Raw genomic sequence first — 24,697 nt, 5'->3', positions numbered from 1 at the left:
AAATAAATAAAAGTTTAAATTTGCGACATATAACTTGAATACTAAACTATGTTTAAATCGCCTAAAATATATTACTTTTTAATTGTAATTGGTGCTGTAGTAGCGATATATGCTAATGCCAATGAGGAACAAAATATTCTGATATTAATTATTGGAATTATTGTTTTGATGTTTGGTCTTTTTAAAGTTCAGGCTACCATACCTAGTAAAAGGGAAAAAGAATCGTTTGTTGAAACGGAACCAAGTGACGAAAAATAATGAAATTTAAAATAGGAGATACAGTAGATGTTTTGGATGATGTTTTATCTGGAATTGTAACCTTAATAGAAGGAGATGTTGTTACTATTGAAACCAATGAAGGTTTTGATTTGGATTTTAATGCTTCAGAGCTAGTGAAAATTAAATCATCTACGTTGAGAGATAATATTTTTGACTCGGCTTCCATTAACGAAGTTTTATCTGAAAAAACTGAGAAAAAGCGTCATTCTACCACAAGAGTTAAAGCTAAAGAGCGTTATCAACCTACCATGGAAGTAGATTTGCATTTGCACCATTTAGTGGATAATGAAAGAGGCATGACAAGCTACGACAAACTGTCAATACAGTTAGATACTGCAAGACAACAATTAGAATTTGCGATAAGAAAACGCATCCAAAAAATTGTTTTTATTCATGGCGTTGGAGAAGGTGTCTTAAAAATGGAATTAGAAACCCTATTTAGCAGATACGATAACGTAAAGTACTATGAAGCCGATTATAAAAAGTATGGTTTAGGTGCAACAGAAGTATATATCTTACAAAACCCAAATACAAATTAAATAAATGGTGGTGTTAAGGTTCTAGTAGTTGATAAAGATGAGTCCTCTAAAGTTCCAAAAACAGTTTCTTCATATAATATTGTAGGAAACTCAACACCTTCTAAAAATAAAGTTATAGTAAATGTTTGTGTGATAGTATGACTTCTAAATGATGTTGGTGCATTATCGTTGGTGTAATCTGGATTTAAATAATCTGCAACTGTGCTACTACCTGAAACATCATTAGTTGGATTATTATCAAAAGAATTAATTTCTTCGTTTCTAGTTGGTACACCATCACCATCATCATCACTATCTAAATAGTTAGGGATATTATCTCCATTAGGTAAATCTAAATCAGTATTTGTAGCACTTAAATTTAATTCGGCTAACGTCATACCTTCAACATAATTAACCCCTTCACTAATTGTCAAGACGTTGTCTCCATCATCGTCTGCATCTAAAAAGTTAGGTAAACCATCTTCATCTGTATCGTCATCATAAAGGTTTCCGTTACCATTTAAATCTTCTAATGCTGCAGGAATACCATCATTATCATCCTCCAATAATTCCATTGTAAAATAGGCACTACCACTACTAGCTGTAAACTCTTCAGTTATTTGTATCCCACTTGGAGGCACATCGTTACAAAAAAAGTTAGAAGGATTACTGGTATAACTTCTAAATTTAAACAAATTAGCGATACTAAAATCAGTAGTTTGTTCAGCTACTAAATTAAGTAACAAAGCATTGTCTGGATCGGCTTCGGTTTCAATTAAATCCGCAATTGTAAAACCAGGTTCTGTAAGTTGTATGGATAAGGTTTCGTTAGGATCCGTTTTTACTTTGTAAAGTACTAAATCACCACAAGTTTGAAAGGTGTCTCCAAATTCTAACTCAGTAGTTATAATATCTCCATCATCACATGATAAAAAGCTTAAAAACAAGGTAAATAAAACAGAAATTTTACGCATTATAATTTAATTTTGAAAGACAAAAATAATAGAATTGTCAAACTTATAACGCTGCTTAAGGCAATTAATTTTATTTAAACTATTTTTGTGCCCATTAATAGCAAAATTCTCAATGAAACCAGTATATTTTGATAGTGCTGCCACAACGCAGTTAAGACCAGAAATAATAGAAAAAATGACGCAAGTCATGCAACAATGTTATGGTAATGCTTCCTCGACACATAGTTTTGGACGTTCTGCCAAAGCAATGATTGAGCAAGCTAGAAAGACGGTTGCTAAATATTTAAATGTGTCTGCATCAGAGATTGTTTTTACATCAGGAGGTACAGAAGCAGATAATTTAGCCTTATTAAGTGCTGTTAGAGATTTAGGTGTTAAAAAAATTGTTACTTCTAGGATTGAGCATCACGCAGTGTTGTATACAGTACAACAATTGGAAAAAGAATATGGTATTAGCGTAGATTATGTAGATTTAGATAATCATGGTCATGTGGATTATAAGCATCTAGAAAGTTTATTACAATCATCCCAAAAGACTTTAGTCAGTCTTATGCACGTCAATAACGAGGTTGGTAATATACTAGATATGGATAAAGTTAGTAAATTATGTAAAGCTAATAATGCCATGTTCCATAGTGACACTGTACAATCTGTTGGTCATTACAAGTTAGATTTACAAGAGTTAGCAATAGATTTTATGGCAGTTAGTGGACATAAGTTTCATGGACCAAAAGGTGTTGGTTTTGCTTTTATAAGAAAAAACTCAGGATTAAAACCTTTAATTTTTGGAGGAGAGCAGGAACGTGGTTATCGTGCAGGCACAGAAGCGGTACACAATATTGTTGGTTTAGAAGAAGCTTTAAAATTGTCCTATGAGAATTTAGAAGAAGAAAGAGCCTATATTACTGACCTAAAAAAATACTTTATTGAAAAGTTAGTTTTAAACTTTTCTGGAGTGTCATTTAACGGAAGCAGTGCAGATTTTGATAAAAGCACTTATACTGTTTTAAACGTTTGTTTACCAATAGCACCAGAAAAAGGACCAATATTATTGTTTCAACTAGATTTAAAAGGTATTGCCTGTTCTAAAGGTAGTGCCTGTCAAAGTGGAAGTGCTAAAGGTAGTCATGTATTATCACAGATTTTATGTGATGAGGACATGCAAAAACCTTCAATAAGATTCTCTTTTAGTAAATACAATACAAAGGAAGAAATAGATTATGTTATTGAGGTGTTAAAAGAATTTATTTAAGAATTTTTATATTGTACTTTTACAATTCAAAAAAATAATTGCTAAACTACTCAACATATTTACATTCTCATTCTAATGAATGGGTCACTTTTGTTCATGGAGCAGGAGGAAGCAGCTCTATATGGTATAAGCAAATACGAGATTTTAAAGCCGAATTTAATGTACTTATTCTGGATTTACGAGGTCATGGTAATAGTAAACCTAAGTTAAAAGATGCATTTAATACTAAATATACTTTTGATTCTATTACTAATGATATTGTTGAAGTTATAGATTTTTTAAAAATTGAAAGCTCGCATTTTGTTGGTATATCTTTAGGTACAATATTGATTAGAAACATAGCCGAAAAGCATCCTTCTAGAGTTAAAAGTATGATTATGGGTGGTGCCATAATGAAACTTGATTTTAGATCTCAAATACTTATTAAAGTAGGCGTGATATTTAAAAGCGTGGTACCATACATGTATTTATATAGACTGTTTGCTTTTATAATTATGCCAAGAAAAAATCACAAAAAGTCAAGATTACTTTTTGTTAATGAAGCAAAAAAACTATATCAAAAGGAATTTGTCAGGTGGTTTAAATTAACCTCTGAGTTAAATCCATTATTACGTTTTTTTAGAGCAAAGGATATTAAAATACCGACGCTTTATGTTATGGGAGCAGAGGATCATTTGTTTTTACCTTCAATAAAAAATATTGTAAATAAACACTCGACATCTATTTTGTATGTTGTGGAAAAATGTGGTCATGTGGTAAATGTGGAGCAACCTTTACTGTTTAATAAAACAAGTTTAGATTTTATCAAAAATAGGGTAGAAGCTATTTAATTGACATTACCTTTTATTTATTAGTTTAAATTGGATAATAATCCTATTCCTTTTTCTTTTTAGAGCTTATGTTTTTACCCAAATAATAAGCTATGCATATAGCGACCAGGCATAAACGTAAACGTTCCAGCAATAAGTATTGCACCAACATATAAACCTATCATTTTAAATTTATGACGTTTAACATTTCCTTTTTTAATGGCTATATAAGCTGTTGGGACAGTGTAAATTGTTAAAAAACTAAACAGGTGTATCCATCCAAAATGGTTTAAAAATCTTGAACCAACAAAAGCAGGCATAAACAAAGTTATAATAGCTGTAAATAGCATTAGTAGCATGTAGATTCTGCCTATTATTTTATGAGTGTTAGTTCCTTTTTTAAAAATAACACTAACTGTTCCTAAAACAAAAGCAGGAAGTATAGTTGCTAGATGAAGGTACATTAAGGTAGTGTAAGACATGGTTTTTGGTTTTGTATATCTCAAATGTACTACCAATACTATTTGTAAAATAATAGTACTTACTCAATTGTAACTTTTTAAGGCTAGACTGTAATTTGTTATTTAAAACTAATACTATCTAATATTAGCAACGCACTGTTTAGATGTTTTTTAAAGCTTTTATCTAATGCAGAATATTTATATTGATAATAGTGTCCATTATTTTGAAAATACATAACAATGACTTGGTGTGTTTCAGTTTCAAATTCATGGATATATACCGTTCCTAAGTGATTGTTTACTTCTTTTAATGACGCATTATAAATTGATACCACATCTTTATATTGTTTAATTTGATTATCAACAAACGTGTTAAATGGTAAAGCTTTTGTATTTAAGTTATGTTGAAAAACAGACACAATGGTTTTAAAATGATTGTCATTTGGTTGTATTGGTGTATAACCAACATAACCATGATGAAACACCTCGAACCAATCTTTTGGTTTAGTAATCGTAAAGTTTTGATTGGCTTTAAATATATCAATTATGGATAGGTTAGATGCGTCAGTTATTTGATTACTGGATTGACCAGAAACTTCTTTAGCTATATCATAAACCATATTTGGACTGTATTCACCATAGTTAACTATATATCTACCGTCAGATTTAATGATGACAAAACTACCATAAGGAATTTGGTATTTAAAAAACAGATTTTTAAAAACAGATGCTTCGTCTTTTATCCAATTTATATTTTTTTTATTGCGGTATTTTATGTTTTTATCATCTTTAAAGACCCAAAATTGATTGCAATCGATAATTGTATTAAGTTGTTTTTGATAATCAGGTTTGTATATATAAGCTCTACTTTCGCTATTTAAATCTTTATTTGGAGCATCACCAGAGTTATAATTTATAACAATATAATCTTTAAAGGTATTTTGGGTTTTTGAGATTTTATTTATATAATTTTTAACCGAGTCTATTTGGTGTTTTTTTAATACACCATAACGTCTTGCAGGATGTATCATCTTATAAAAAATGCTATCGCTTTCAAAATTCAATTCAAAATTTCTAATACTATTATTGTTGTAATTTAAAAGGCTGTCAAATTCAGAAGGTTCTATTTTCTGTTTAAAGTCATAAGTGTAATGTTCTACTTTTTTAATGTCTTTTTTTATTTCTTCAGCGATTTCATAAACCATATCTTTATTATGCTCTCCATGTAACGATATAAAAGTTCCATCCGATTTGATAATCACAAAACTTCCGTAGGGAATTTGGTAATAAAAAAACAAGTTTTTAATAACACCTAAATCATCTTTTATCCAGAGTTTTTTATCCTCAAAATATTTAATATCTTTTTTTTCTTTATAAATAGAAAACTGATTACACTTTAAAAGTTTATTAATTTTTTTGACATAACCTTTATCGACAACATAACTTTTAGTGTCAGAATTAAACGCTTCATAAGGTTCGTTTCCAGAAAAGTAGTTAATAACAATATAATCTTTAAAGACGTTTTTTTTATTAGTTAGATAGTTTAAATACCCTTTTAAGGAATCTAAAACTATAGGATCTAATACATCAAATTGTTTTCTAGGATGTAGCATTTTAATAATACTAGTATCATTTTTTCTTATTTCAACAACATTCTGATATGTGTCATAGTTAGAATATATTTTTTGAAATTCGTCTTTAGTTATTTCTTTTTTTAAATTAAATGTATAGTAATGTGTGTTTTTATCCTGAGCTAAACTGTAACTAGTGACTAGTATTGATAAAAGTAGTAGTACGGTTTTCATGGTATCTATTTTTAATTTCTTTTTAAAACGGTTTCACTCTGTTCTTTTAAAATAAACGTGTCACCATTAAATTTAAATAGGCAATAACATTCTTTTTCTATGGTACTATCATCCTCAAAATTAGTAAGATCTTTATCAGTATTTTGTTCGCAAAAACAATCAGGACCACTTAAATCATCCGTTTGATAATTTACTGTTATGGTTTGATTGTTATTGTTATAATCTAGTATAGTATCGTACGATCTAGAATCTGTTGTGTATTCAAAATCTACTGTAAATACATCGTTTTCAAGATGCAAAAGTGTTATGTAATTATAAAAACACATACCACATGTTTTGACACTTCCTTGTAACAAATAATTTACCTTAGTGTTGGTGGTTAGTGTCTGTATGTTATCATAGCCATCAGGTTTAAATAGAGTGCTATCACCTTCATCTGTATAAGTATCGTAAACTTTTTGGTATTCGGTGTTTTGTTTATAATAAATAACAGATATTCTGGATTGATAAGAGCCTCCAGATTTGGCATATAATACTAAATTATGCAGCTTATTATCGTCACTAGTTATATAACTAATCTCATTGTACAATTTGTTTGTTAAATCAAAATCTTCAGTAGATTTCAAAATAAAAATAACATTAATTAAGGTTAATATTTTATGCTGAATGGTTTCAATAGCAGCATAAGCTTGCAAAGAATCGTTTATTACATCATCTGTATTTTCAAATGACTTAATATCAGTTTTGGATAGTTTTAAATCTTTAAATGAATACAAATCTCCATGAGGCGAAAGGGTTTCATAAATTTTTAATTGTTCGTTTAATTGGTCAATTGTTTGTTGCGCTAATTTGTTTTGAGAAATACAAAAGGAGCTACAAAGCAAAATGATTAAAACGAAGCAACTTTTCATTTTAAAAACGCATCGTGGTTCTTACATTAAAAACACGTGGTGTTAAATAGTTTGGTATAGCGTATTGACGTTTGCTATACACATCTCTTACCCAAGTATTAGTGATGGAATTTTGAACATTAAAGACATTAAAAATTTCAAATCCAAACGACAAATCTTTAAATGGTTTTTTCCAACCACTATCAAATTGCTTGTCTTTATCTACTAACACAAACTGAAAACCGATATCTGCACGTTTGTAGTCTGGTAATCTATTTTGAAAAACATAAGGATCTGCATAACTTGGCGATCCACCTGGTAATCCTGTATTATAAACTAAGTTTAAATACATTTTCATGCTTGGTATGTTTGGTACATAATCCTGAAACAATGCAGCAAATTTAAGACGCTGATCTGTTGGTCTAGCAATATAACCTCTGTCGTTTATGTTCTCTTCCGTTTTAAGGTATCCAAAGCTAAACCAGCTTTCGGTACCAGGAACAAACTCGCCATTTAATCTTAAATCTAATCCATAAGCATAGGCTTCTGCATTATTTGTAGCACGATATCTAATACGCACGTTTTCTAACGTATATGGATTAACGTCTGTAAGTTTTTTATAATACGCCTCACTAGTTAATTTAAAGGGTCTGTCCCACATTTTAAAGCTGTAATCGTTACCTAATACTAAATGTACAGATTTTTGAGCTTTAACGTTAGATTGTACAACTCCGTTTTGATCGCGTAACTCTCTGTAAAAAGGAGGCTGATAATATAAACCACCACTTAGTCTAAATAACATGTCTTTGTCCCAGTTTGGTTTTATTGCAAATTGCGCACGAGGACTAAAAACAGATTGTGATACGTCTTGATTGGTCCCTTGGTCGTTGACAGTCCAACTATGACTTCTAACACCAGCGTTGTACCAAACATCATGTTCTCCAATGGTGGATCTTTTACTCCATTGCACATAAGCTTGTAATCTACTTATAGTTGTATTGTTTCTGGCTTTAACATTTTGGTAAGCTTCTAATGGACCTTCATATGGCATGTAGGGTTGGTCATTAAAAGCGTCCGAACTTGGTGGATTTATAGAAAATCCTGCCGAATCGATAACTTCCCATTCTACTAACCGATCTCTAATATCTTCATTAGTATACTTGACAGAAAATTTAAACTCGTTTTCATTTTTAGTATAAGTACCTTTAGCTTCTACATTAGTAATTAATGCATCTAAATCGTTACGACCATGATTTAATTGGCTACCAATACCTTCTGCAAATTCTACTTCACCTAAATTTTCGTCACCAATATTACTATTAACTTCTCCTAAAGCATATTGCGCTAAAATGTCAAAATATTCTTCTTCAGTAGTATGATAAGTAGAGGTTACTAAGGCTACAGATAAATCGTCATTTACAGCGTAATTAGCACTTAAAGCACCAAAAAGCGTTTGGTATCTATCCTTTTCTTGACCTTGATATTGCACAATTAAGGCTTGAGGATTATCTAAGGTCCCAAAGTTAGTTTGTCTAGTTAATGGAATATAATTGTATTTATTAAGTGATGCATTACCTAAAAAGCTAACTTCCAACTTGTCTGTAAATTGGTAAGTTAAATAACTTTGCACGTCTGCAAAGGTTGGATTAAAATTAGTTTCGGTTTCTTTAGCATTTACCAATAAGCTATTATCTCTGTAACGTAATCCAACGATACTTGTAAATTTTGAATCTTTGCTAACGTTTTCTAAAGCGACACTTGCACCTAATAAACTGGCGTCAATTGCTACTGTGTTGTCTGTTGGTTTACGATACGTAATATCTAGTACAGACGATAATTTGTCTCCATATTTAGCTTGGAATCCACCTGCTGAAAAATCTACATTTTGTACTAAATCCGAGTTAACAAAACTTAAGCCTTCTTGTTGTCCAGATCTTATTAAAAAAGGTCTATACACTTCAATTCCGTTTACATAAATTAAGTTTTCGTCATAATTCCCACCTCTAACCGAGTATTGTGTGCTTAGCTCATTATTACTACTAACACCTGGTAATGTTTTAAGTAAATTTTCTACACCTGCTTGAGCACCAGGTATTTTTTTTAAGGTGGCTGGATCAATATTTACAATACCTTCCACATCCTTTCGTCTTTTTCCACTAATAACGACCGTTTCTATTTGCTCTACATTTTCTTTTAAAACGGGATTAAACTCTAATGTTTCTCCATTTTTTAAATTGAAGGTGGCAATGATATTTTTATGCGAAACATGAGAAAATATAATTTTTACATTTTTATTTGCAGGAATTTTAATTTCGAAAAACCCGTTGTCGTTGGTTTGCACTCCATTGTCATCACTTTTAATATTAACAGCATCAATGGGCTGATTAAATTCGTTTAAAATGACGCCTTTTATAGTTCCTGTTTGCGCTAAACAAAATAAAGGGAATAAAAAAGCTAGTAATCTAATGGTATAGTTAGGTTTGTCCAAGGGTAGGTGTGTTATTTTCTAAAAAAGCTTGCTTCAAATGTACTGCTATTTCCTACATTATCTGTTACAATAATTTTTAAATTGTTCTTAGTGTCTGTAACGACTTTATCATTAAAATCGTATGTTAAGGTTTTCTTTTTGTAATCATATTCCATTAAAATCCACTGACCATTTAAGGTTGCTCTATAATTGGATATACCTGTATGTTTGTCGTCAATTTTAACTTTTAAAAAACGGTATTTACTTAACCACTGACCATCTTTAAAACTAACAGGTGTTATTGTTGGATTAACAGTATCTCTAGCTAAACAGTAAGTTCCTAAATTTTTAGTTCTAGTAAAAAGGATATTATCTTTTCTTTGGGTAGAGGAGTAGCTTAAAAAATTATTCCATCCAACTAATCTGGCAATATAAACTTGTTTTAAATCTTCAGGATTGTAATTACTTACATCGTAGCTTATGGTAAAATATTTTTTAGACGCTAGGTTGTTTTCGTGTAATTTTAAAGTATCACCATTAACTCTAAAGTCTATAAAAAAATCGTCATAAAAGGTCTCTCTAGGAAAGTCTACTTTTATATTTTGGTTTTCTAAAACGTTTGCTTCACCTGATTTGATGTAATAAGGAGATGTAAAGTTTTTAGAAACATCATTTGGTTGTTTATCTTCACCTTTAATGTTTATATCAATATTAGTTTCATTACCTTCAAAATCTGAGATTTTAACTTTATAAACGTTAGAAACAGTATCGTAAATAACTAAATACCCATCGTCAATCTTGTCTTTGTATAAGCTTAACGGGTTATTGGTGTCTAAAAATAATTTTTGAAGACGCTCTTTTTCATCTTTATAATGTGTGTAATCTATTAATCTATTTAGATGTTTAGTTTCGTCAAAAGAAAATTTTCTAAAATCAATTGTAAAATTTTGTGCTCCATTATAAAAGGTTTCAATTTTGTAAACACCATTTTTATTAGCAGCCAAATCTTGTTGATCTATAGTGTTAACAGCAAAGCCTATTTTTCCGTAAGCAGTTAAATCTTCTACTTTATAATCTCCATTTTTTTGAGGAATTACGCGCAGTTTTTGTTTTAAATTACTACCATTAACATGTGATAAATCATTTATCGGATAAGCATACATGCTTTTTACAATTGGCTTTTTACTGTCTTTAACTTTTAATCCAAACAGTAATGGATTAATAGGTCGTTCTTGATTATCTCTAATTTCAAAATGAAGATGTGGTCCACCAGAACCACCTGTATTTCCGGAATAAGCAAAGACCTCGCCTTTAGTAACTATTAAATCGTTCATGTCCGGAAATAATTCTATTTCAAAACTTTCCTTTTCATATTGATGCTTTTTTACATAGGCTTCAACCTTGTCAGAAAAACGTTGTAAATGTCCATGGACAGTAACATAACCATTAGGATGTGTAATATAAATAGCTTTACCATAACCGTAATGCGAAATTTTAATTCTGCTTATATAACCACTAGCAGCAGCATAGACACTTAAGCCTTCTCGTTGTTTAGTTTTAATATCTAATCCAGAATGAAAATGATTGCTTCTAAGCTCAGCAAATGTCCCTGATAAGACCAACTCTATATCCAAAGGAGACCTAAAGTAATCCAGTGGATAAATGTTTTGCGCAATAGACGATGTTGTTAAAAAAACGAGTAATAAAAGTATGTGTCGCATAAATAAATGGTTACTGCTAAAATATAAATTAGGTTTTAATTACCAAAGTAAAATCAAAGACTAAGCCATTTAATTGATAATGAGTTAAATTTAAGATATAATAAAAATTTATGAAAAATTAATTGCAAAGTGTTAAGGTTTGATTAACTTTGTAAGATAAGTATAGTATTAGTTAATGAGTAAGATTGAAACCATTGTTGATGCGCTAGAAAATAAAATTAGAAAGGTCTTATCAAGGCAACAAGTTTTAAAACTAGAAAACGCAAAGCTTAAAGAAGCTTTAGAACAATCACAATCTAAGATAGTTGCTAAGGATTTAGAATTAAAGAGTTGGCAAGAAAAGTATGACACTTTAAAAATGGCTAATACCATACTAGGCAGTGACAACGATAAACGAGAAACAAAGCTCAAAATAAACACATTAATTAGAGAGATTGACCATTGTATAAGCCAACTTTCTAGTTAATATTATATAGTTTTTATGGCAGACACGCTTAAAATAAAGTTATCTATTGCAAATAGAGTCTACCCATTAACTATTGTACCTAGTCAAGAAGAAGGACTGCGTTTAGCAGCAAAGAAGATAGAGGCTATGATTACCAAATTTGAGCAAAGCTATTCTGTGCGAGATAAGCAAGATGTTTTAGCCATGTGCGCTTTACAATTTGCTAGTCAAGTAGAACAGAAAGCCTTAGATAAAAACCATGTGGAGGAGCATGTTCAGGATAAGTTAGAAGCTTTAAATGACATGTTGCAATCGCATCTTAGTTTATAATACGTTCTTATAACATAACAATATTAGGTTACTGCCTACATTAATTATTTTTTTGATAAACTCAACGTTAATTCTTTAAAAAGGGTGAGTTTTAAGTTGTAAAAGCATGCTGCTAATAGTGATTTATCACTGTTTGGGCAGATCCTTGATCAGCTTGTTAGCCCTAAACTTGTTTTTAAGGAGTTTATACAAAACTAAATTAGTGTAGGCTTTTTTTATATACATAAACAATCAAAAATGGATAATACAATTTTAATTATAGCAGGTCTTGCTATTGGAGCCATAGTAGGTTTTATAATTGCTAAAGTGCTTGAAAAAAACAACGCTTCTAAACTTATTAAAGGCGCTAAAAAATCGGCAGCTAGCATTTTAAAAGAAGCAAATGTTGAAGGAGAAGGCATCAAAAAAGACAAAATACTTCAAGCAAAAGAAAAATTTTTAGAATTAAAAGCAGAACACGAAAAGGTAATCTTGTCGCGTGATAAAAAAATGGCTGATACAGAAAAACGTATCAGAGATAAAGAGTCTCAAGTATCTAGTGAGTTATCAAAAAACAAAAAACTAAATACAGACATAGAAGAAAAAGTAAAAGATTATAACCATAGACTTGATGTTTTAGAAAAAAAACAAGAAGAGTTAGATAGGCTACATAAAAGTCAAGTAGAGCAATTAGAAGTTATCTCTAGTTTATCTGCAGAAGAAGCTAAATCACAATTAGTAGAGTCTTTAAAAGGTGAAGCTAAAAGTGAAGCTATGTCTTACGTACAAGACAAGATGGAAGAGGCTAAATTGACTGCTCAACAAGACGCTAAAAAAATTATTATTAATACCATTCAACGTATAGGTACAGAAGAAGCTGTAGACAATTGCGTATCTGTATTTAACATTGAAAGCGACGATGTAAAAGGACGTATTATTGGTCGTGAAGGTCGTAATATTCGTGCAATTGAAGCTGCAACAGGAGTAGAGATTATTGTAGATGATACACCAGAAGCAATTATTTTATCATGTTTTGATTCGGTTAGAAGAGAAGTAGCCCGTTTATCATTACATAAATTAGTTACAGATGGTCGTATACATCCAGCACGTATTGAAGAAGTTGTTCAAAAAACAACTAAGCAAATAGAACAAGAAATTATTGAAGTAGGTAAGCGTACAGTTATCGATTTAGGTATTCACGGATTGCATCCAGAATTAATTAAAATGGTAGGTCGTATGAAATACCGTTCTTCATACGGACAAAATTTATTACAACACTCGCGTGAAGTAGCTAAACTATGTGGTGTTATGGCAGCAGAATTAGGTTTAAATCCTAAATTAGCTAAACGTGCAGGTTTATTACATGATATTGGTAAAGTACCAGATGCAGAAGCAGATATGGAAACACCACACGCTATTTTAGGTATGCAATGGGCAGAAAAATATGGCGAAAAAGAAGAGGTTTGTAATGCTATTGGAGCCCATCACGATGAAATAGAGATGAAATCTTTATTATCTCCTATAATCCAAGTTTGTGATGCTATATCAGGAGCAAGACCAGGAGCAAGACGTCAAGTTTTAGATAGTTATATCCAACGTTTAAAAGATTTAGAAGAAATAGCATTTGGATTTAATGGTGTTAAAAAAGCATACGCTATACAAGCTGGTAGAGAATTACGTGTAATTGTTGAAAGCGAAAAAGTAAGTGACCAAAATGCTGCAGACTTATCCTTTAGTATTTCTCAAAAAATACAAACTGATATGACTTATCCAGGACAAGTAAAAGTTACAGTAATCAGAGAAACTAGAGCAGTTAATATTGCTAAGTAGTTTTAATATAGTTTAAATAAAAAATCCAGCTTATAGCTGGATTTTTTTTTGCTTTGGTATAATAATATTAAATGTAGATCCTACATCTTTAGTACTGTTTATGGTTATTGTACCTCCAAAAGCTTCTAATTGGCTTTTAATTAAATATAAGCCAACACCTTCTGCATCTTTGTTTTTATGAAACGTTTTATATAATCCAAAAACCTCGTTACCATATCTATCTAAATCTAATCCTAAACCATTATCAGTAATAGTTAACTCCAAATTGTCTTTTGTGCAATTAGATGATATTGTTATTTCCGGTTTACGATCAGGATGTTTATACTTAATAGCATTAGTAATTAAGTTGTGCATAATACTTTGGAAGTAGGATGAACTAAAACAAATTTTGCAATCATGCTCGACATTATTGTACAGTATAGTACTACTTTCGGCTATAAGATATGATAAATCGTTTACTGCTAAATTTACCTCACGACCAACAGACATTACATTACCCTTTATGTGCTTTTTAGATTGTACGCTTACAATATGACGTAGGTTAAGTAATGTTTTAGATAACGCCTTAGACACTGTTCTTAGGTGTCTAAACATCTCTTGTTTTTCCGCTTCTGAGTCTGCTTCATCATGAAATGTGATAATGCTTTCAAAATTGCTAGCGTATTCTTTTAAATTATGAGAGACGATATGTGCAAAACTTTGCAGTCTATTGTTTTGTACTGTTATTAAATCTATAGATTTTTTTAAGGAGCGTTCCGTTTCTTTTTGTTTGGTAATATCAGTGTGTGTCCCAATTATTCTGACCGGTTTACCATTATCATCATACTCAATAATTTTACCTTGGTCCAAAATCCATCTATAGGTATTGTCTTTATGCAGTATTCTGTGGATGTTTTTATATTCTGGATTGTCTCCATTAATATGATTATTGAAGTCTTCATAGTAATCATCAATATCATCTCTATGCACACGCTTATCCCATTCTGAAGCTTCAGAGCTTATTTCGTCTTCATTAAAACCTATAATTTGTTTGGATTCTTTTGAGTAAAAAACTTTACTTGTTTTAGAATTCCAATCCCAAAGTCCTATACCTGAATTTTGTAAGGCAAATTTCCATTTCAACTCCTCAAAAGTTGAATCTTCATTTTTAGCATTTTCATTGATCTTCATTTTAAACAGTATTTGGCGTGCAAACAAATATCTAAAATTATGATTGGTTATAAGTTACTTAGTTGAAATAAATAATTATATCGATAAAATGCATTTTTTTTAGATTAAACACTAATATCATCGATTAAATGTGATTTTATTTTTTGTTTAGGAAGATTATTCTTGTTAATTAGGTAGCGTTATAGTAAACGTGGTTCCTAAATTTACAGTACTTTCTACAGTGATTGTTCCACCAAAAGCTTCAATTTGATTTTTTACTAAATATAATCCCACACCTTCAGAGTCATGGTTTTTATGAAACGTCTTATATAATCCAAAGATATCCTTACCAAACTTTTTTAAATCTATACCACAGCCATTATCTGTAATTTGTATTTCAATAGACTGTTCCGTACATGTGCTACTAATATGTATTTCTGGATGACGTTGTGGATGCTTGTACTTTATAGCATTTAATACTAAGTTTTGTATAATACTGTGAAAATAAGAGGTGTTAAAATTTAAAAAACAGTCTGGAGTTGTATTATTATGTATCAGTGCGTGGTTTTCTGATATATGATAATTTAAGTCCGTTAAAACGTTATTAATTTCAGTATTAATACATAGCTTTTCAGTATCTGTTTTTTGCTTGGATTGTACAGTAACTATTTCGTTTAAATTACTTATAGTTTTAGATAAAGATTTAGATAATGTAATTAAATACTCCATCATTTGGTCTTTTTCAGACACAGTTTGCGCTTCTTTATAAAAATCTAAAAGGCTTTCAAAATTTCCTGCATGTTGTTTTAGATTATGAGTCACAATGTGTGCAAAGTTTTGCAGTTTACTGTTTTGCTTAACTACTAAGTCTAAAGTTTCTTGTACTTTTAATTCATTTAAAGCATATTTTGTAATATCTACATGTGTTCCAATAAATCTAGAGGCTTCTCCTTGCTTATTTTTTTCGATAACTTTACCACGATCTAAAACCCATCTATAAGATCCATCTTTATGTTTTACCCTATGTTTGTTTTCGTAATAGGGTTTTATTCCATTAATGTGCTCTTGAAAATCCTTATGGTATTGTTCTTTATCTTCAGGATGTACACGATCATTCCAATCGTTTATATTTTGCCCAAATGTGTCGTCGTTTTCAAAGCCTATAATGGCTTTAGATGGTTTAGAAAAAAAAACGGATTGACTGGACGCGCAAAAATCCCAGATGCCTACCTTAGATATTTCTAATGTAGATTCCCAGTTCTCATTTCTAATTTGAAAAGAATTTTGATTGTTTAGAATACCCTTAATTAACTCTGACATAAAGTAGTGTTTATTAAATAGTTAGTTACAAAGGGATTCAGTCAATTTGCTTTAATCAACAGCACAAATATATGTTAAAATACTGATTTTTAACAACATATTTAAAAGTTTTTTTTATTTTCTTGGGTGAAAATTATTTATCACAGTTGTTAAATGCGATCGGTCTAAATGTGTGTAAATCTCTGTGGTGGTAATGCTTTCATGACCAAGCATTAATTGTATAGCTCTTAAATCTGCACCATTTTCTAGTAAATGTGTTGCAAATGAATGTCTAAATGTATGCGGAGAAATAGTTTTATCCAACTTAATCTTTTTTGCTAAATCTTTTATTATCGTAAAAATCATAGCCCTAGTTAATTGTTTACCTCTTCTATTTAAAAACAAAATATCTTGATGGTCAGGATTTATGGTTAAATGATTTCTAATTTGGTTTTTATAAATCAAAATATATTTTTGAGTGTCCTTCAATATTGGTACAAAACGTTGCTTGTCACCCTTACCAGTAATTTTTAAAAACCCTTCATCAAAAAATAAATCAGAAATTTTTAAATTAGTAAGTTCACTAACACGTAAACCACAACTATATAATACTTCCAATATGGCCTTATTGCGTTGACCTTGTGGATGTGTTAAGTCAATTGCGCTAATTAAATTATTAATATCATTCTCGCTTAACGTATCAGGCAATTTACGTCCAATTCTGGGTGAGTCTATGGTATCTAACGGATTATCTTTTCTGTAATCTTCAAAAATTAAATAATTAAAAAAGCCTTTTAAACCAGATATTAATCTAGACTGTGACCTTGGATTTAAATTTTTGGCAGCATCATAAATAAAGGCTTTTATTATAGCGTTATCTATGGTAATAGGTGAGTGGCTAATTGTGTTAGCTTCTAAATATTTAATAAGTTTTTTTACGTCTAATAAATAACTATTAACAGAATTAACAGAAAGTCCTCTTTCTATTTTTAAATACATGGAATAATCCTCTAATGCTTGGTGCCATTTCATAGGGTTTAAAGGTATTAATTTATAATCATGTTAAATTAAAAACACCTCTATTTTTGTAAGTGATTGAATATTAATGATTAAAACTTTAAACCTTGCGTCAAGTGTTAATAGTGTGTTAAAGCTATTTTTTGTTTTGTTAAAGAATTGCTAAATTGCCAAGGTATTAATCAAAACAAATTTTTAAATTATGAAAAAATTATTTACAATCGCAGCAGTTGCTGTATTAGGGATGACAAGTGTAAATGCACAAGACATCAATTTTGGTGCAAAAGCTGGTGTTAACTTTGCGACTATTACTGGTGATGAAACTGATGGGATAGAATCTCAAACTGGATTTCATGTAGGTGTTGTTGCTGAAATTATGATTTCTGAAAAGTTTTCATTCCAACCAGAACTTCTATATTCTGCTCAAGGAGCTTCAGATACATTTGAGGATGAATTTGATAAAGAAGAGTACACAATTAAATATGATTACATTAACCTTCCATTAATGGCTAAATATTATGTTGCTGAAGGATTTAGTATTGAAGCTGGACCACAAATTGGTTTCTTAATTAATTCTGAAGCTGAATATGAATATACTAACAAAGAGTTTCCAGAATTTAATGAATCTGAAACAAATGACATAAAAGACTTTACAAATTCAATTGATTTTGGTGTAAACTTTGGATTAGGTTACAAATTAGAAAGTGGACTTAATTTTGGAGCTAGATATAACTTAGGATTATCTAACGTTAACGATGGAGAAGGTTCTGATGATTTAAAAAATCAAAATGCTGTTTTCCAAGTATCAGTTGGATTTTTCTTCTAAGAAAACATAACATATATATTACATCAAACCGAAGCTTTATAGCTTCGGTTTTTTTTGTTCCATATTTAATATCCAAATTAATTATAAGTTTTGGCTTTTATAAACGAATTTAAATCTTGTATTATGTATGTGATTTTAATGCTTTTTTAATGATTGCAATATATCTAATTAATTATTAATAATATTGTTCATAAAATTGTTAATAAAGTGATTTTAATGCTGAATTAAGGCGTGTTTATTTAACAATAACTAGTGTTTGATTTTTATATAATCTTTCTGATAGTAAGGCTTAACATAAATTTTATCAAAATAAAACGTTAAATTTTATTTTTAATGTTTTGATTTATAAATACTTGTTAATAACCGTGTTTCTTTTGTGTTATTTTTCTTGTTTAAACTCTTAATTGCTCCTAATTTTGTAAGCTCAAATAATTTAAAATTTAAATTTAATTATGAAAAAATTATTATTTACAGCTGCAATCGCAGTATTAGGATTTACAAGTGTTAATGCACAAGATGATGCTACTGTTGGTGGTTTCGAAAAAGGAGATGTTTTTATTTCTGGTTCTGTTGGTTTTGGTACTGAAACTACTGGAGATTTAGATTCAAACGTGTTTAACATTGCTCCAAAAGTAGGATACTTCGTATCTGAGAACATTGCAGCAGGTTTAAAAGTTGGTTATACTTCTTTATCTTCTGATAATGATGGTACTGATTTAGTAGACGCAAACGAATTTGCAGTTGGTGTATTTGGAAGATATTACTTCGCTCCAGCTAGCCAATTTTCTTTATTTACTGAGTTAGGTGTTGATTATACTTCAGGAGAAGATAAATTAGCAGATGCTAAGTATGACGGATTTGACATTGCTTTTGCTCCTGGTATTAGCTATTTCGTATCTAAAAACTTCGCTATCGAAGCTTCTGTAGGTGTTTTAGGATACTCTACAACTGAGCCTGATTTTGATGGTGCTGAGTCTACTGATACTTTTAACGTAGGATTAAACTTAAGTGATATCAACTTTGGTATCGTTTACAAATTCTAAGTTTTTAAAACTTTATTATAAAAAGACCGAAGCTTAATCGCTTCGGTTTTTTTATGCCATAACTTTTGTATTTTTACTTTATGAAAAAACTAATTATAATAAATGGACCTAATCTTAATCTATTAGGTAAACGAGAACCAAACATATATGGTAGCTTATCTTTTACCGAATTTTTGGATCAAATTCAATCTAAATATCCATCTGCAACCATACAGCATTTTCAATCTAATATTGAAGGCGAATTAATTGATAAATTACAAGAGGTTGGTTTTAGTTATGATGGTATAATTTTAAATGCAGCAGCTTACACACATACCTCTATTGGTATTGGTGATGCTGTAAAAGCTATTGAGACTCCTGTGGTCGAAGTACACATTTCTAACACCTTTGGTAGGGAAGAGTTTAGACACCAATCCTACGTGTCTCCAAATGCAAAAGGGATTATTCTTGGTTTTGGATTGCAAAGCTATGAGTTAGCCATTCAAAGTTTTTTGTAATATAAAGCGCATTAATAATTTAGGCTTTACTTAACTTTTAAAAGCATAACTCTTAAAATAAATTTAATTTTTTAGTATAAAATAAGGTTTCTATTAAATACTGTTAAATACACACATATTGCTGTTAAACGTTGTTAACAGAACATCTGTACTTAGATGCAGTTCGTAATTTTGATGTATTAACCTTAAAAAATATACAATGAAAAAATTAATTTTAAGTACAGCACTATTTGTTTCTGGATTAGCATTGGTAAATGCACAATCGGATTCAAGAGAAGTCCAATTAGGTATAAAAGGTGGATTAAACTCATCAACAATTAGTGGAGATGATTTAGGTGATTTAGATTCTAGAACTAGCTTTAATGCTGGTTTAGTTGCAGAAATCCCATTAACTGAAAGATTATCATTCCAGCCAGAGGTATTGTATTCTGGTCAAGGATTTGATGTTAGAGAGATTGACCAAGATAATATAGTGGATACTGACGAAAATATCGAGTATCAATTAGATTACATTCAAGTACCATTATTGTTAAAAGCATATATTGTTAAAGGTCTTAGTGTAGATGCTGGACCACAATTTGGATTTAAGATCCACGAAGAGTTTGATTACCAACCAAACAGCGATGGTGGAGATATCGAAATTGATTCTGATGACTCATACGTAAAAGACTTTGATACAAGTATCGCCTTAGGTGCAGCTTATAAGTTTGATAATGGCTTTTTCTTAAGTGGACGTTATAACTTAGGTGTGACAGATATTTTTGAAGATGGTACACCATTTGAAGGTGTCGATGCTAAAAATAACGTGTGGCAATTTGGTATTGGATTTATGTTTTAATCCTATACAACCTATATAAATAAAAAAAGTTCCAGATAATTCTGGAACTTTTTTTATGCTTTAAAGTGTTTAAAATAAATTTTAAAACTTTTATAAATGTATTACTTCGTCATAAGCATCTGCAACAGCTTCCATAACCGCTTCACTCATTGTTGGGTGTGGATGTACTGCTTTTAATACTTCGTGTCCTGTAGTTTCTAATTTACGTCCTAAAACAGCTTCTGCAATCATATCAGTAACTCCTGCACCAATCATATGGCAACCTAACCACTCACCATACTTAGCATCAAAAATCACTTTTACAAAACCATCTTTAGCTCCAGAAGCACTAGCTTTACCTGATGCCGAGAAAGGGAATTTTCCAACTTTAATATCGTATCCTTGATCCTTAGCTTGCTTTTCGGTTAAACCAACACTTGCAATTTCTGGACTTGCATAAGTACAACCAGGTATATTACCATAGTCTAAAGCTTCTACATGCATACCAGCAATTTTTTCGACACATAAAATTCCTTCAGCAGAAGCAACGTGTGCTAAAGCTTGACCAGGAGTTACATCTCCAATTGCATAATATCCAGGAATATTTGTTTGGTAGTAATCGTTAACTAATATTTTGTCTCTATCAACTGCAATACCTACATCTTCTAATCCAATGTTTTCGATATTAGTTTTAATACCAACAGCACTTAAAATAATGTCAGCTTCTAAAACTTGTTCACCTTTAGCAGTTTTAACCGTTGCTTTAACACCTTCTCCAGACGTATCAACTTTAGTAACTTCTGCAGATGTCATTACGTTTATACCACTCTTTTTAAATGACTTTTCTAATTGCTTAGACACGTCAATATCTTCAACAGGTACAATGTTTGGTAAGTATTCTACCACAGTAACTTCAGTTCCCATAGAGTTGTAGAAGTATGCAAACTCAACACCAATTGCACCAGATCCAACAACAATCATCTTTTTAGGTTGTGTTGGTAATGTCATTGCTTCTCTATAACCAATCACTTTTTTACCATCTTGTGGTAAACTTGGTAACTCTCTAGAGCGTGCTCCAGTAGCAATTACAATATGATCAGCACTATAAACTGTTCCGTCTACTTCAACTTTTTTTCCTGGTTTTAATGTACCAAAACCATTGATTACCTCAATTTTGTTTTTTTTCATTAAAAACTGAACACCTTTACTCATGCCTTCAGCAACACCACGACTACGTTTAACAACAGCATTAAAATCTTTATCATAATCTGTTACAGATAAACCATAATCACTTGCGTGCTTTAAGTATTCAAAAACCTGAGCAGATTTTAGTAACGCTTTAGTTGGAATACAACCCCAATTTAAACATACACCACCAAGACTTTCTTTTTCAATTATAGCGGTTTTAAGGCCTAATTGTGAAGCGCGAATTGCGGTTACATAACCTCCAGGTCCACTTCCAAGAACAATTACATCGTATTTACTCATTCTATTATTTTTTGTAGTTTTAAGAAGTTACGAAGTTACAAAACCAAATTTGAATAAAGAATTTAGATTCTTAAAAAATTATAACTTTATATTACCTTTGTCATGCAAGTTTTTTTATATGAATATACCTAAATCTAGTTTTCCTCGAATTATAATAATTGGTGGTGGTTTTGCTGGCATTGCGTTAGCTAAAAAATTATCTAAACAAGAAGTACAAGTTGTTCTTTTAGATAAGCACAATTATCATACATTTCAACCATTGCTATATCAAGTCTCAACTGGAGGATTAGAGCCAGACTCCATTGCGTATCCTATTAGAAAGGTTTTAGGAGATTTTCCTAACTTTTTCTTTAGGTTAGCAGATGTTTCTGAAATTAATACAGAAAAAAATAAAGTTATTTCTAATATTGGAGAACTTAAATATGACTATTTAGTAGTAGCATCAGGCTCTAAAACCAATTATTTTGGTAATACATCTATCGAAGCCAATAGTATGGAAATGAAAACCGTACCACAATCTTTAAATCTTAGAAGTCTAATTCTTGAAAATTTTGAAGACGCACTTTTAACTTCGGATTTAAATGAAAGAATAGCTTTAATGAATTTTGTTATTGTTGGTGCAGGTCCAACAGGAGTAGAGTTAGCAGGTGCTTTAGCCGAAATTAAAAAAGGTATTTTACCCAAGGATTATCCAGATTTGGACACACGATTGGCACAGATTAATTTAGTGCAATCTGGTGATAAGATTTTAAAAGAAATGAGCCCTCAGGCGTCTCAAAAAGCAGAAGATTTTTTAGAAAAATTAGGCGTTCATGTTTGGAAAAATGTAAGAGTAACTGGTTATGATGGTAAAACAGTAACTACAAATAGTGATTTAACCTTTGATGCAGCAACAGTTGTTTGGGCAGCAGGAGTTAAAGGAGCAGCTATAAAAGGGTTGGACTCAGACCAGTTTGTGTCTAGAGGTAATAGGATTATGGTTAATGAGTTTAACCAAGTTAAAGGTTTAAATAATGTTTTTGCGGTTGGAGATGTAGCACAAATGGAAACAGAAAATACGCCTCATGGTCATCCAATGATGGCACAACCAGCAATACAACAAGGTAGGTTATTAGGTGATAATTTACTTAAAATGTTAGAAAATAAACCAATGAAACCTTTTACTTACAAAGATAAAGGCTCTATGGCTACAGTAGGACGTAATAAGGCTGTTGTAGATTTGCCAAACTTTAAATTTCAGGGTGTTTTTGCTTGGTTTGTTTGGATGTTTGTTCACCTATTTTTTTTAATAGGTTTTAGAAACCGAATGATTGTTTTTATTAATTGGGTGTATAATTACATTAGGTTTGATCGTGAAGCACGTTTAATTATTAGGCCTTTTAAAAAAGAGATAAAGTCTAATTCTTAGTCTTATTAAATTTAGAGTCATTAAATGCTTTAGAAGTCCCTTTTGGTATGGATAAAGATTGCCAATCTTCATTTTTAATTATAATGCCAATATAGGCTATTTGACCAATATGGTATGAATAGTGACCTAGTTGCCTAAAAATAGCGTCAGAGACTGTTTGACTTTCGTTTCTTATATAAACAATACGCTCTAAATCGTTATTTTTTAATGGTGTAATAGCATCGTAAAGACATTGCCAACCTTTTTCCCAATCAGCAATTAATTCAGCTTTATTCGTATAAGTGGCTTCAAATTCTTGTTCACGTTGTCGCCATTGTTTTTCGCCATCTTCAGTTAAAAAATTGGTCCATCTGCTTAGCATATTTCCAACCATATGTTTTACAATTATGGATACGCTATTGGAGTTGTCGTGAGATTGCCAATTCATTTCATTAAATGATAACTGCTGAAGGGTTTTGTCTCCAGCAGTTTTATAATAATCAAATTGTTTGATTAGGCTTCTAATATAATTATTCATTTTTAAAATCTACACTTGCCGAGTTGATACAAAATCGGGTTCCAGTTTCAGTTGGACCATCATTAAATACATGACCTAAATGACCACCACAATTAGAGCAAACTACTTCTGTTCTAATCATCCCATGAGACTTGTCTAGTATATTGGTAACGCTACCTGGAATAGCTTCGTCAAAACTAGGCCAACCGCAATTAGACTCAAACTTACTGTTACTTTCAAAAAGTTGTTGGTTACAGGCAGCACATGCATAGGCTCCATTTTCAAAATGAAGGTTATATTTTCCAGTATGTGGCATTTCTGTACCTTTTTTGCGTAAAATACGGTACTGTTCTTCCGTTAACTCATTACGCCATTCTTGTTCTGATTTTGTGACTTTATAATTACTCATTATCTGGTTTAAAATTTAATGCAACTCCGTTAATACAATGTCTTTCTCCTGTTGTTTCCTTAGGACCATCATTAAAAACGTGACCTAAATGTCCACCACAAGTTGCGCAATGTTCTTCATCTCTAGTATAACCAATTTTGGTATCTGTACCAAATGCTACATTTCCTTTAATTTCTTGATCAAAACTCGGCCATCCTGTTCCGGAATCAAATTTGTTTTCACTTTTAAATAAAGGTGTATCACATGCAGCGCAATGGTAAGTTCCTGATCTATGCTCTTTATTTAAAGCACTAGAAAAGGGACGTTCTGTTCCTGCTTGTCGTAAAACATAATACTCAGCATCAGATAATTTTGCTTTCCACTCGGAATCTGTTTTAGTGATTTCAAAATTTTCTTTTTCTTTTTCTTTTGTGTCTTGCGCGTTGCCTTTACAATTAAATAAGGCACATGCAAATACTAATAATGCAATTTTTTTCATATTTTCTTCT

The 24,697-nt window shown here is 30.8% G+C and carries 25 protein-coding genes and 1 other RNA gene; 13 read left to right on the top strand and 13 right to left on the bottom strand.

Translation table 11 applies throughout. From position 1 onward, the window contains the following. Positions 1 to 48: 48 nt before the first annotated feature. Positions 49 to 258: a hypothetical protein gene (locus WNY60_RS09970; protein ID WP_339808882.1), complete on the top strand. Its 210-nt coding sequence runs from the start codon at positions 49 to 51 to the stop codon at positions 256 to 258. Further along, positions 258 to 818, top strand: a complete 561-nt coding sequence (locus WNY60_RS09965; protein WP_342862267.1) for a Smr/MutS family protein — start codon at positions 258 to 260, stop codon at positions 816 to 818. Before WNY60_RS09970 ends, WNY60_RS09965 begins: the two co-directional genes overlap by 1 nt. Here the strand turns inward: WNY60_RS09965 and WNY60_RS09960 are convergent. Further along, the gene (locus WNY60_RS09960) at positions 815 to 1,771 is read right to left on the bottom strand and encodes a hypothetical protein (RefSeq protein WP_339808885.1); all 957 of its coding nucleotides are present in this window, start codon (positions 1,769 to 1,771) and stop codon (positions 815 to 817) included. The genes WNY60_RS09965 and WNY60_RS09960 overlap by 4 nt on opposite strands. Before the next feature lie 112 nt (positions 1,772 to 1,883). On the opposite strand from WNY60_RS09960, the gene WNY60_RS09955 reads away from it, so the two are divergent. Beyond that, complete coding sequence (locus WNY60_RS09955) at positions 1,884 to 3,023, top strand: cysteine desulfurase family protein (protein ID WP_342862265.1); 1,140 nt, start codon at positions 1,884 to 1,886, stop codon at positions 3,021 to 3,023. A gap of 38 nt (positions 3,024 to 3,061) precedes the next feature. Next, complete coding sequence (locus WNY60_RS09950; protein WP_145001509.1) at positions 3,062 to 3,853, top strand: alpha/beta hydrolase; 792 nt, start codon at positions 3,062 to 3,064, stop codon at positions 3,851 to 3,853. Between the two features lie 74 nt (positions 3,854 to 3,927). On the opposite strand, the gene WNY60_RS09945 is transcribed toward WNY60_RS09950, so the two are convergent. The 5 genes from WNY60_RS09945 to WNY60_RS09925 form a co-directional block, all read right to left on the bottom strand. Then, a complete protein-coding gene (locus WNY60_RS09945) occupies positions 3,928 to 4,314 on the bottom strand; it encodes a DUF2306 domain-containing protein (RefSeq protein ID WP_342862264.1) in 387 nt (128 codons plus the stop codon). Positions 4,315 to 4,412: 98 nt separating this feature from the next. Continuing rightward, positions 4,413 to 6,098 carry a hypothetical protein gene (locus WNY60_RS09940; RefSeq protein WP_342862263.1) on the bottom strand — a complete coding sequence of 562 codons (1,686 nt, stop codon included), beginning with the start codon at positions 6,096 to 6,098 and terminating at the stop codon, positions 4,413 to 4,415. 11 nt (positions 6,099 to 6,109) lie between these two features. Next, positions 6,110 to 7,009: a hypothetical protein gene (locus tag WNY60_RS09935; RefSeq protein ID WP_342862262.1), complete on the bottom strand. Its 900-nt coding sequence runs from the start codon at positions 7,007 to 7,009 to the stop codon at positions 6,110 to 6,112. Between the two features lies 1 nt (position 7,010). Further along, the gene (locus WNY60_RS09930) at positions 7,011 to 9,476 is read right to left on the bottom strand and encodes a carboxypeptidase-like regulatory domain-containing protein (RefSeq protein ID WP_342862261.1); all 2,466 of its coding nucleotides are present in this window, start codon (positions 9,474 to 9,476) and stop codon (positions 7,011 to 7,013) included. Positions 9,477 to 9,487: 11 nt separating this feature from the next. Then, positions 9,488 to 11,176, bottom strand: a complete 1,689-nt coding sequence (locus WNY60_RS09925) for a M23 family metallopeptidase (RefSeq protein ID WP_342862260.1) — start codon at positions 11,174 to 11,176, stop codon at positions 9,488 to 9,490. A gap of 175 nt (positions 11,177 to 11,351) precedes the next feature. Between WNY60_RS09925 and WNY60_RS09920 the strand changes: the two genes are divergently transcribed. The 4 genes from WNY60_RS09920 (at position 11,352) to rny (ending at position 13,760) form a co-directional block, all read left to right on the top strand. Beyond that, positions 11,352 to 11,642: a hypothetical protein gene (locus WNY60_RS09920; RefSeq protein WP_145001515.1), complete on the top strand. Its 291-nt coding sequence runs from the start codon at positions 11,352 to 11,354 to the stop codon at positions 11,640 to 11,642. Positions 11,643 to 11,657: 15 nt separating this feature from the next. Next, entirely contained in the window at positions 11,658 to 11,951 is a 294-nt protein-coding gene (locus WNY60_RS09915) for a cell division protein ZapA (protein ID WP_145001516.1), read from the top strand. Between the two features lie 59 nt (positions 11,952 to 12,010). After that, a non-coding RNA gene (gene ssrS / locus WNY60_RS09910) (6S RNA) lies at positions 12,011 to 12,137 on the top strand. A gap of 51 nt (positions 12,138 to 12,188) precedes the next feature. Then, the gene (rny, locus tag WNY60_RS09905; protein ID WP_145001517.1) at positions 12,189 to 13,760 is read left to right on the top strand and encodes a ribonuclease Y; all 1,572 of its coding nucleotides are present in this window, start codon (positions 12,189 to 12,191) and stop codon (positions 13,758 to 13,760) included. Between the two features lie 30 nt (positions 13,761 to 13,790). Here the strand turns inward: rny and WNY60_RS09900 are convergent, their stop codons facing one another. The 3 genes from WNY60_RS09900 to xerA all read right to left on the bottom strand — a co-directional run bounded on the left by WNY60_RS09900 (position 13,791) and on the right by xerA (position 17,240). Then, entirely contained in the window at positions 13,791 to 14,930 is a 1,140-nt protein-coding gene (locus WNY60_RS09900; protein WP_342862259.1) for a PAS domain-containing protein, read from the bottom strand. A 165-nt stretch (positions 14,931 to 15,095) separates the two neighbouring features. Beyond that, entirely contained in the window at positions 15,096 to 16,229 is a 1,134-nt protein-coding gene (locus WNY60_RS09895) for a PAS domain-containing sensor histidine kinase (protein WP_342862258.1), read from the bottom strand. A 114-nt stretch (positions 16,230 to 16,343) separates the two neighbouring features. Then, positions 16,344 to 17,240 carry a site-specific tyrosine recombinase/integron integrase gene (gene xerA, locus WNY60_RS09890; RefSeq protein ID WP_342862257.1) on the bottom strand — a complete coding sequence of 299 codons (897 nt, stop codon included), beginning with the start codon at positions 17,238 to 17,240 and terminating at the stop codon, positions 16,344 to 16,346. A gap of 187 nt (positions 17,241 to 17,427) precedes the next feature. On the opposite strand from xerA, the gene WNY60_RS09885 reads away from it, so the two are divergent. The 4 genes from WNY60_RS09885 (at position 17,428) to WNY60_RS09870 (ending at position 20,429) form a co-directional block, all read left to right on the top strand. Then, positions 17,428 to 18,051, top strand: a complete 624-nt coding sequence (locus WNY60_RS09885) for a porin family protein (protein ID WP_339808901.1) — start codon at positions 17,428 to 17,430, stop codon at positions 18,049 to 18,051. Between the two features lie 452 nt (positions 18,052 to 18,503). Further along, positions 18,504 to 19,094, top strand: coding sequence for an outer membrane beta-barrel protein (locus WNY60_RS09880; protein ID WP_342862256.1), 591 nt, complete (start codon positions 18,504 to 18,506; stop codon positions 19,092 to 19,094). Between the two features lie 80 nt (positions 19,095 to 19,174). Further along, positions 19,175 to 19,591, top strand: a complete 417-nt coding sequence (aroQ, locus tag WNY60_RS09875) for a type II 3-dehydroquinate dehydratase (protein WP_028283145.1) — start codon at positions 19,175 to 19,177, stop codon at positions 19,589 to 19,591. Between the two features lie 199 nt (positions 19,592 to 19,790). Further along, the gene (locus WNY60_RS09870; protein ID WP_342862254.1) at positions 19,791 to 20,429 is read left to right on the top strand and encodes a porin family protein; all 639 of its coding nucleotides are present in this window, start codon (positions 19,791 to 19,793) and stop codon (positions 20,427 to 20,429) included. Positions 20,430 to 20,519: 90 nt separating this feature from the next. Here the strand turns inward: WNY60_RS09870 and lpdA are convergent, their stop codons facing one another. After that, a complete protein-coding gene (gene lpdA / locus WNY60_RS09865; protein ID WP_145001524.1) occupies positions 20,520 to 21,896 on the bottom strand; it encodes a dihydrolipoyl dehydrogenase in 1,377 nt (458 codons plus the stop codon). Positions 21,897 to 22,014: 118 nt separating this feature from the next. On the opposite strand from lpdA, the gene WNY60_RS09860 reads away from it, so the two are divergent. Further along, positions 22,015 to 23,304 carry an NAD(P)/FAD-dependent oxidoreductase gene (locus WNY60_RS09860; protein WP_339808903.1) on the top strand — a complete coding sequence of 430 codons (1,290 nt, stop codon included), beginning with the start codon at positions 22,015 to 22,017 and terminating at the stop codon, positions 23,302 to 23,304. Here the strand turns inward: WNY60_RS09860 and WNY60_RS09855 are convergent. Genes WNY60_RS09855 through msrB (WNY60_RS09845) form a run of 3 tightly spaced genes read right to left on the bottom strand, consistent with a single transcriptional unit; the run spans position 23,294 to position 24,687 of the window. After that, positions 23,294 to 23,821: a DUF1572 family protein gene (locus tag WNY60_RS09855; protein ID WP_342862253.1), complete on the bottom strand. Its 528-nt coding sequence runs from the start codon at positions 23,819 to 23,821 to the stop codon at positions 23,294 to 23,296. The two genes, WNY60_RS09860 and WNY60_RS09855, sit on opposite strands and share 11 nt — an antisense overlap. Beyond that, positions 23,814 to 24,209: a peptide-methionine (R)-S-oxide reductase MsrB gene (gene msrB / locus WNY60_RS09850; protein ID WP_339808905.1), complete on the bottom strand. Its 396-nt coding sequence runs from the start codon at positions 24,207 to 24,209 to the stop codon at positions 23,814 to 23,816. Before msrB (WNY60_RS09850) ends, WNY60_RS09855 begins: the two co-directional genes overlap by 8 nt. Then, the gene (gene msrB, locus WNY60_RS09845; RefSeq protein ID WP_342862252.1) at positions 24,202 to 24,687 is read right to left on the bottom strand and encodes a peptide-methionine (R)-S-oxide reductase MsrB; all 486 of its coding nucleotides are present in this window, start codon (positions 24,685 to 24,687) and stop codon (positions 24,202 to 24,204) included. The genes msrB (WNY60_RS09850) and msrB (WNY60_RS09845) overlap by 8 nt, the downstream gene beginning before the upstream one ends. Positions 24,688 to 24,697: the final 10 nt, after the last annotated feature.

This window comes from Olleya sp. AS48, assembly GCF_038900355.1.
Classification (GTDB): domain Bacteria; phylum Bacteroidota; class Bacteroidia; order Flavobacteriales; family Flavobacteriaceae; genus Olleya.
This window is presented reverse-complemented; position numbering and strand designations above follow the sequence as displayed.

Bases quoted from the DNA above. Each gene is read 5' to 3' on its own strand.
- WNY60_RS09970 (WP_339808882.1), top strand. From the start codon at position 49: ATGTTTAAATCGCCTAAAATATATTACTTTTTAATTGTAATTGGTGCT.
- WNY60_RS09965 (WP_342862267.1), top strand. From the start codon at position 258: ATGAAATTTAAAATAGGAGATACAGTAGATGTTTTGGATGATGTTTTA.
- WNY60_RS09960 (WP_339808885.1), bottom strand. From the start codon at position 1,771: ATGCGTAAAATTTCTGTTTTATTTACCTTGTTTTTAAGCTTTTTATCA.
- WNY60_RS09955 (WP_342862265.1), top strand. From the start codon at position 1,884: ATGAAACCAGTATATTTTGATAGTGCTGCCACAACGCAGTTAAGACCA.
- WNY60_RS09945 (WP_342862264.1), bottom strand. From the start codon at position 4,314: ATGTCTTACACTACCTTAATGTACCTTCATCTAGCAACTATACTTCCT.
- WNY60_RS09940 (WP_342862263.1), bottom strand. From the start codon at position 6,098: ATGAAAACCGTACTACTACTTTTATCAATACTAGTCACTAGTTACAGT.
- WNY60_RS09935 (WP_342862262.1), bottom strand. From the start codon at position 7,009: ATGAAAAGTTGCTTCGTTTTAATCATTTTGCTTTGTAGCTCCTTTTGT.
- WNY60_RS09925 (WP_342862260.1), bottom strand. From the start codon at position 11,176: ATGCGACACATACTTTTATTACTCGTTTTTTTAACAACATCGTCTATT.
- WNY60_RS09920 (WP_145001515.1), top strand. From the start codon at position 11,352: ATGAGTAAGATTGAAACCATTGTTGATGCGCTAGAAAATAAAATTAGA.
- WNY60_RS09915 (WP_145001516.1), top strand. From the start codon at position 11,658: ATGGCAGACACGCTTAAAATAAAGTTATCTATTGCAAATAGAGTCTAC.
- rny (WP_145001517.1), top strand. From the start codon at position 12,189: ATGGATAATACAATTTTAATTATAGCAGGTCTTGCTATTGGAGCCATA.
- WNY60_RS09900 (WP_342862259.1), bottom strand. From the start codon at position 14,930: ATGAAGATCAATGAAAATGCTAAAAATGAAGATTCAACTTTTGAGGAG.
- WNY60_RS09895 (WP_342862258.1), bottom strand. From the start codon at position 16,229: ATGTCAGAGTTAATTAAGGGTATTCTAAACAATCAAAATTCTTTTCAA.
- xerA (WP_342862257.1), bottom strand. From the start codon at position 17,240: ATGAAATGGCACCAAGCATTAGAGGATTATTCCATGTATTTAAAAATA.
- WNY60_RS09885 (WP_339808901.1), top strand. From the start codon at position 17,428: ATGAAAAAATTATTTACAATCGCAGCAGTTGCTGTATTAGGGATGACA.
- WNY60_RS09880 (WP_342862256.1), top strand. From the start codon at position 18,504: ATGAAAAAATTATTATTTACAGCTGCAATCGCAGTATTAGGATTTACA.
- aroQ (WP_028283145.1), top strand. From the start codon at position 19,175: ATGAAAAAACTAATTATAATAAATGGACCTAATCTTAATCTATTAGGT.
- WNY60_RS09870 (WP_342862254.1), top strand. From the start codon at position 19,791: ATGAAAAAATTAATTTTAAGTACAGCACTATTTGTTTCTGGATTAGCA.
- lpdA (WP_145001524.1), bottom strand. From the start codon at position 21,896: ATGAGTAAATACGATGTAATTGTTCTTGGAAGTGGACCTGGAGGTTAT.
- WNY60_RS09860 (WP_339808903.1), top strand. From the start codon at position 22,015: ATGAATATACCTAAATCTAGTTTTCCTCGAATTATAATAATTGGTGGT.
- WNY60_RS09855 (WP_342862253.1), bottom strand. From the start codon at position 23,821: ATGAATAATTATATTAGAAGCCTAATCAAACAATTTGATTATTATAAA.
- msrB (WP_339808905.1), bottom strand. From the start codon at position 24,209: ATGAGTAATTATAAAGTCACAAAATCAGAACAAGAATGGCGTAATGAG.
- msrB (WP_342862252.1), bottom strand. From the start codon at position 24,687: ATGAAAAAAATTGCATTATTAGTATTTGCATGTGCCTTATTTAATTGT.